Origin of the sequence: Bathymodiolus azoricus thioautotrophic gill symbiont, from assembly GCF_001298715.1 — a bacterium.
In the GTDB taxonomy this organism is placed as follows: domain Bacteria; phylum Pseudomonadota; class Gammaproteobacteria; order PS1; family Pseudothioglobaceae; genus Thiodubiliella.
Window position 1 is genome coordinate 1 of sequence record NZ_CDSC02000111.1, and the last position, 4,343, is coordinate 4,343.

The window sequence follows — 4,343 nt, forward strand, 5'->3', positions numbered from 1 at the left end:
TTAATATCCGTGTTAATCAATTAATAAGGTTGAAAGATAGCCTTCGCGTGCTTCAATATTTGAGTAATAGACATCATCCAGCCCATCAGCCATAGAGTTTTTAACCACATCGAGTGCCAAAATTGCCTTACTCCAAGCACTTAAATGTTTAAATTCTGTGATAGATAAGGCGTTATTGGTAAATTCATTAATCCAAGACAAACGCATAAAAATGGGTGCAAAAGCAGCGTCAATCATATTGAATTCCTCGCCATTGAAGAATTTTTCTTGGTTTTTTATGGCTTCAATTTTGGTTAATTTGTCAAATAATGCTTTTTTTGAAGTGTGAAATTTTGCTTCCTCACCTGTGATTATGCCGAATATATCTCCTAGAATTTCTCCAGAATATATAATCCAAGATCGATTATTTGCTCTTTGAACCACCTCTTTTGGATGGAAACTACACGCACTTATTTCTTCGATAAATTCAGTGATGACTAAGGATTCAAAAATAACTTGATCGTCAACTTTAAGTAATGGCACTTGTCCAGTGGGGGAGATTTCTTTAAACCAATCGGGTGGATCCATGGGGTTAATGTAAGTCATTTTAAAGTCAATTTTTTGTACATTTAACGATATGAGTGCCCGTTGTGCAAATGGACAAAGTTTGAAGCTAATCAGTTCTAATTTCATTTTTCTCTCCTTGTAGTGAGGAAGGCAAGGCCTTCCTCAGGTTATTCTCGATGGTAAGGATGGTTGGTTAATAACGAATGGGCGCGATAGATTTGCTCTACTGCCAATAATCGTGCTATTGAATGGGGTAAAGTTAGGTTTGACAATCCCCATAATTGGTGGGCTTGTTGCTTAATGGTATTGCTTAAACCATCAGCGCCACCAATTAACAACGCCACACTGTCACCATTTTGTTGCCAATCTTTCATTGCCTTGGCGATTTCTTTAGTGCTGTGTTGCTTGCCGTGTTCGTCAAAGGCAACGATTAAATTTGCACTGGCGCTGGCCTTTATCAGTAGTTCACCTTCAAGTTCTTTGATTTGTTCAATATTTTTCCCCTTGCGTTTTTGTGCTTCTGGCGTGGTTAAAGTAAAGTTGAGTTCACGGGGCAATTGTTTTTGATAATGTGTTATCCCTGTTTGTATCCAATCAGGCATCTTTTTACCAATAGCAATTAAGTTAATTTTCACTCGTTCGTTCCCGACCATAATTTTTCTAACTTATAAAACTCCCTGGTTTTTTCAGTCATCACATGCACCACTACTTCCGCCAAATCAATCAACATCCAATGCCCTGTTTCTGCACCCTCAATGCCCACAACTTTCATCCCTAAACGCTTTGCCTCGATTTTGATATTATTGGCAATACCTCGCACATGTTGTGTGGATCGACCTGTGGCAATGACAATTGCCTCAATGTCTGCACTTTGTTGCAAAACTTTGAGCGTAACCACATTTTCCCCCTTAAGTTCGTCAATAATGTCGGTAACTGCTTTTAGTTGTTGTGTTAAATTCATAAGGTCTCAATATATTTAATAATGCTTTCAGGCAATAAACCTGATAAATTTTCCTGATTGTGTATTTTACTTCTAATTTGTGTTGATGAAATATTAACTAACGGCGTTTTGGCAAAATACTGCCATCCCGTGTGAGAGACTGATCCCTGTGCCTCAGATAATCTGGGCAATACCACCAATTGTACATAATGGCTAAATTGCTGAGCACTTTTCCAAGTTGACAATGTGTTAAAACTGTCCTCGCCCATAATTAAAAAAATCTTTTTGTTTGGGTAATCTATTTTAATTTGTTTGAGTGTGTCAATGGTATAGGACGCACTTTGTCGGTCAATTTCACGGCGATCAAGTTGTAGCGCATCAAACTCAGTGATTGCCAAATTTAGCATATCAAGGCGTTGCTGATTAGAAAACTGCAAGGCGTTTTTATGCACAGGCGCCTTACAAGGCATTAAAAAAAGTTGCTCCAATCTTAACAATTTTTTAACCGCACAAGCCGTTTTTAAATGTCCGTAATGTACTGGGTCAAATGACCCGCCAAAAAAACCGATTGCGGACATTTATATGGATTCCATTAGTTGCTTAAAAATGATAGTATATACATTTAGGGCTAAGGCTGGATTTAAATTTTTTCAAGTGGGCGAAAAGTGGGTTTTTGATGATTATTTCTAATTTATGTAAAGGTCTCAAATAGTTGTTTTCATTCTTTTTGATCTTGAAGCCAAAAATCTATAACATATCTTATTTGTTCTTTGGTGTTTTCTAATTGGGTCAACAATTGTTTTGGTGTAAACCAAACACAACCATAAATATCTTCTTTTGTTTGTGGTGTTGTATCTGCTAAATTACCTTCATACGACATTTCATACCAATATATTTTTTTTTTATATTTTTGAGATAATGTCTTTTTATGATAATAAGTACTGGGTAGAATTTGCTTTATACTTAATTTTTTTTTATCCAATCCAGTTTCTTCGGAAACCTCTTTAAGGGCGTTATCTTTTTTTGTATAATTATCTTGTATGCCACCTTTAGGTAAATCCCATCGACCATTTTTATATATTAATAAAACCAAGCCTTTGCAGATCACCAAACCGCCAGAGCACTTAACTGTCTTGATTTTTATCATAATCTGTTTTAGATAATACATAATTAATAGCATTAATTCTAGCCGACATCTTTGAGTTAGAGTTTAATATTACCCATGGATTATTTTTAGTTGCTGTTTGTTCAAACATTTTATTTTTATATTCAGAATATTTATCCCAAAGTTCAATAGCTCTTTTGTCCACATTAGATACTTTCCATAGCTTCAGAGGATTATTTTTTATCAATTCAAGGCGTTCTTGTTGCTCTGATTTAGAAATGGAAAAATAAAATTTAATCAAATGAATGTCATCTTTTATCAACATATTTTCAAAGTCTATTACTTCTTGCATAAATTTTTCATACTCTGCGTTTGTGCAAAAACCATTGACAGGCTCAACTATTGCACGATTGTACCAACTACGGTTAAAAAATACTATATTCCCTGGTTCTGGTAAATTCTTAATGTATCTTTGAAGATACCAAGATTTTTTTTCACCTTCTGTTGGTTTGGGTAGGGCTATCTCTGTAGCATGTCTTGGATTTATATGCTCCATAAAACGACGAATAGCCCCACCTTTACCTGCTGTATCACGACCTTCAAATAAAATAACCATTCGTTTGCCTTTTTTAATGACATCTTTTTGCAGTTTAATTAATTCTACTTGTAATTCTGATAGTTGCAATTCATAATGTATTTGTCTTAAAACTTTATTGATAGCACTCATATTTATTTCATCTTGCTTTATTAAATATTTAACGCCTTTTTTACTGTTTAATAGTTTTAAGTCATCTTCATTTAACTCATCAAAAGAGTTATATTTAGTTTTAATTATTTTATTTTCTAATTTAATTGTATTCATGGCTTTCTAAGTTAATCTGCAAGTATAGAGCGATTATAACGAATCACTATATTAGGGTCAGTAGCTATACGCTTGGTTTTAATTTTATCATCATAGTCAAATTGTGATAATACATGTCGAATAGACTCTAATCTAGCAGTTTTTTTGTCATTGGTTTGTATGATAGTCCAGGGGCAGAAAGAAGTATGTGTTTTATTGAACATTTGTTCTTTATACTTGGTATAAATATCCCACATTTTTTGCCCCTCTATATCAACAGGACTTAATTTCCATTTTTTCAAGTTATCGGTCATTCTTGATTCAAAGCGCTTTAGTTGCTCATCCTTTGTAATTGAAAACCATATTTTTATAACATGCACACCATCTTCATACAACATGTGTTCAAACTCTGGCACTTGACGAATGTGTTTTTTATATTGATTTTTAGTGCAAAAACCCATAACAGGTTCAACAACTGCTCTGTTATACCAACTGCGGTCAAATATAACAAATTCACCTGCATTGGCCAATTGTTTAATATAGCGTTGAAGGTACCATTGATTTTGCTCAACATCAGTTGGCTTATTAAGTGCCACTAATCTAGAAGAACGAGGATTCATATGCTCTAAAAAACGACGGATAGACCCACCTTTTCCTGCTGCATCACGACCTTCCATAATAACAATAACGCGTTTGTTGTTTTGCTCTATCCGTGATTGTAATTTATTTAACTCAATTTGTAAAAATACTAATTCTTTTTCATAGTTATAATTTTTGAGTGCGCTTTCAAAAGAAATATCTTTACTGGCTAAGTTTTTTTTAATTCTTCTCTGTTGTGAATTAGTTTGAAATCTTTTTTAGAAAGCATAGGTCTGTAAAAAAAATGAGTAATATAACTTGAAATTATATCA

The 4,343-nt window shown here is 33.9% G+C and carries 7 protein-coding genes; all 7 read right to left on the bottom strand.

Annotation, left to right across the window (positions count from 1 at the left end; genetic code table 11):
• Window positions 1–12: 12 nt before the first annotated feature.
• The 7 genes from BAZSYMA_RS02155 to ppk2 (BAZSYMA_RS02185) all read right to left on the bottom strand — a co-directional run bounded on the left by BAZSYMA_RS02155 (window position 13) and on the right by ppk2 (BAZSYMA_RS02185) (window position 4,256).
• Window positions 13–672: a glutathione S-transferase family protein gene (locus BAZSYMA_RS02155; protein WP_090715146.1), complete on the bottom strand. Its 660-nt coding sequence runs from the start codon at window positions 670–672 to the stop codon at window positions 13–15.
• A gap of 41 nt (window positions 673–713) precedes the next feature.
• Window positions 714–1,181 (bottom strand): 23S rRNA (pseudouridine(1915)-N(3))-methyltransferase RlmH, encoded by a 468-nt coding sequence (gene rlmH / locus BAZSYMA_RS02160; RefSeq protein WP_090715149.1) that lies wholly within the window; start codon window positions 1,179–1,181, stop codon window positions 714–716.
• Window positions 1,178–1,507 (bottom strand): ribosome silencing factor, encoded by a 330-nt coding sequence (rsfS, locus tag BAZSYMA_RS02165; protein WP_090715152.1) that lies wholly within the window; start codon window positions 1,505–1,507, stop codon window positions 1,178–1,180. Before rsfS ends, rlmH begins: the two co-directional genes overlap by 4 nt.
• Window positions 1,504–2,064: a nicotinate (nicotinamide) nucleotide adenylyltransferase gene (gene nadD, locus BAZSYMA_RS02170; protein WP_090715155.1), complete on the bottom strand. Its 561-nt coding sequence runs from the start codon at window positions 2,062–2,064 to the stop codon at window positions 1,504–1,506. The genes rsfS and nadD overlap by 4 nt, the downstream gene beginning before the upstream one ends.
• Before the next feature lie 140 nt (window positions 2,065–2,204).
• Window positions 2,205–2,633: an NUDIX domain-containing protein gene (locus BAZSYMA_RS02175; RefSeq protein ID WP_195910054.1), complete on the bottom strand. Its 429-nt coding sequence runs from the start codon at window positions 2,631–2,633 to the stop codon at window positions 2,205–2,207.
• Window positions 2,611–3,453, bottom strand: coding sequence for a polyphosphate kinase 2 (gene ppk2 / locus BAZSYMA_RS02180; RefSeq protein ID WP_090715161.1), 843 nt, complete (start codon window positions 3,451–3,453; stop codon window positions 2,611–2,613). Before ppk2 (BAZSYMA_RS02180) ends, BAZSYMA_RS02175 begins: the two co-directional genes overlap by 23 nt.
• An 11-nt stretch (window positions 3,454–3,464) precedes the next feature.
• The gene (gene ppk2, locus BAZSYMA_RS02185) at window positions 3,465–4,256 is read right to left on the bottom strand and encodes a polyphosphate kinase 2 (protein WP_090715164.1); all 792 of its coding nucleotides are present in this window, start codon (window positions 4,254–4,256) and stop codon (window positions 3,465–3,467) included.
• Window positions 4,257–4,343 lie beyond the last annotated feature (87 nt).

What these genes read in the sequence shown, in the direction of transcription:
- BAZSYMA_RS02175 (WP_195910054.1), bottom strand. Translation starts at nt 2,633, where the DNA reads ATGATAAAAATCAAGACAGTTAAGTGCTCTGGCGGTTTGGTGATCTGC.
- rsfS (WP_090715152.1), bottom strand. Translation starts at nt 1,507, where the DNA reads ATGAATTTAACACAACAACTAAAAGCAGTTACCGACATTATTGACGAA.
- ppk2 (WP_090715161.1), bottom strand. Translation starts at nt 3,453, where the DNA reads ATGAATACAATTAAATTAGAAAATAAAATAATTAAAACTAAATATAAC.
- nadD (WP_090715155.1), bottom strand. Translation starts at nt 2,064, where the DNA reads ATGTCCGCAATCGGTTTTTTTGGCGGGTCATTTGACCCAGTACATTAC.
- BAZSYMA_RS02155 (WP_090715146.1), bottom strand. Translation starts at nt 672, where the DNA reads ATGAAATTAGAACTGATTAGCTTCAAACTTTGTCCATTTGCACAACGG.